Source organism: Cupriavidus sp. 10L43_2, assembly GCF_056395265.1.
The window spans coordinates 1-1,744 of the sequence record NZ_JBFTJE010000042.1 but is presented as its reverse complement, the minus strand read 5'-3'; the positions used below and the strand labels follow the sequence as shown (position 1 = coordinate 1,744).

Annotated in this window: 1 protein-coding gene and 1 pseudogene; both read left to right on the top strand. The window is 56.6% G+C overall.

Annotation, left to right across the window (positions count from 1 at the left end; all coding sequences use genetic code 11):
* Positions 1-319 precede the first annotated feature (319 nt).
* Positions 320-1,138, top strand: coding sequence for a hypothetical protein (locus AC1DEL_RS27490; protein ID WP_477126489.1), 819 nt, complete (start codon positions 320-322; stop codon positions 1,136-1,138).
* Positions 1,135-1,744 (top strand): annotated as a pseudogene (locus AC1DEL_RS27485) (hypothetical protein); the annotation flags it as partial. The gene AC1DEL_RS27490 and the pseudogene AC1DEL_RS27485, both read left to right, overlap by 4 nt.

Sequence of the window (1,744 nt, the reverse complement as noted above, 5' to 3'; positions counted from 1 at the left end):
ATCCTCAAGTGGTTCATGTCCCCATTCCACGTCTTCTTCTTTATTGGCCGTCTTGTCCACCGCGCCACAAGCAAAGTGCCACTCTGGCCCGCCGATGTCGAAGCCGCCTGCCGGATCGCGCCGGGCGACCCCTACGTGCGGGATTCAAGCACGAATCCGGAGGGGTATCGATAGGGATGTATGCAAGCATCACTGGGCGCGCCAGGCTCGACAGTCGGCCACGTATGCCGAACGGCAGGTTGCGGAAAGCTTCGCGAGCGGCAATATCGGGGCATTCAACACGGCCATTGCGTCCAAAGACGTTAAAGCGAAGCTTGCCGTGTTTATCACCGACGACATGGAAAAGACGCTCGCGAACATCAAGGACCCGACCAAGAAAATCGCCTGGCTGGTCGAGCATGTGAAAACCCCAAAGAGCCTGCACGAATACGGCGTACTGAAGATCGGCCGCTCGATCCCGATTTACGGCGCGGTATCGCAGGGAATCCTGACAGCTATCGACGCAGTGTGGAAGTTCGCGGGCTGGGAGCAGATGCTGCAAGCCGAAGCGCAGGCGTTGTCGTTCCAGAAGACGTGGACACAGGACGTTCGGGTGAGTCTGGGGTATGGGTTGTATGTGGGGGCGCTGGCTGCTGGGGCGGGTGAGGTGGTGAGGGTATATGGGACGTGGCAGAACATGTATGCGACGGGGATGTTGCAGCGGGTGAAGGGTAACGAGTTGGCGGCACGTGTAGGGATTGCGCTACGCGTGGCGGGTGGGCTGATGGCGGTGGTGTCTGGGGTGGTGGCGGTGATGGATTTCGCGGATGCAATCCAAAGCAAGGAACGCGGGCAATGGACGCTGGCGATACTGCAATCGATCTCGGGTATTACTGGAATTGCTGCTGTCGCCTTTGCATTCTGGGCTGCCTTCGCTGTCGACGGTTGGGCAAAAGTGGTCGCTGGACTCAGTTTGGCCTATTGGGGTTTGGTGCTAGCTGTTGTACTGGTTGCGCTAAGCATGGCGATCGCGCACTTCAAGGGGGACAATTTCGCACAGTGGCTAGAGCGTTGCTACTGGGGCTTGCTCGAGTCGGGCCGCTATACCGATTCTGTCACGGAGCAATCCGATTTCGATCGAGCAATGGCAAGGGCATGATGTTTACAACGAGCAAAAAGCGACGTCCGTTGAATGATCGAGATCGTGAATCACATCTGCCGATCCGCAGGCGCTGTGCCGACCCACATGCATCGGGCCGTGCGATCCGGATGAATTCTACCTATCTGGAACTGGTCGACGGTCTCTACTCAAACCGCGGAGGGATGAGCGCGGTTGGAATTTTCGGGGTGAGTGCAGCTGTGTTCATGATCAATTCGTTCGTTCACACCGCCATCGCCCGCTATCTGAATCCAGATTGGGACCGTCACGATGAATTCGAAATGATGTTTGCAACGATCCTTTGCTCAATTCTCTTTTCACTTCTCATCGCCGGCGTTGTCGCCTTCAATAAAAAGATCGGCGAATGGTTCCGCTATACGCACTACCCGATGCGCTTCAACCGCTGCAACCGTATGGTCTACGTATTTCGCGGTGACGACACAGTGCTCGAAGCATCTTGGGATGACGTGTATTTCAGCCTTCTGGTCAACAACAATATTGCGGGCGTGCACACCTTTGGCATCTGCGGCCTCGTCCTGAAGAACGAACATACTGTCGAGGAAATGTTCGGGTTCGGCTACGTTTCGACCTGCCGTCGACCTGCCG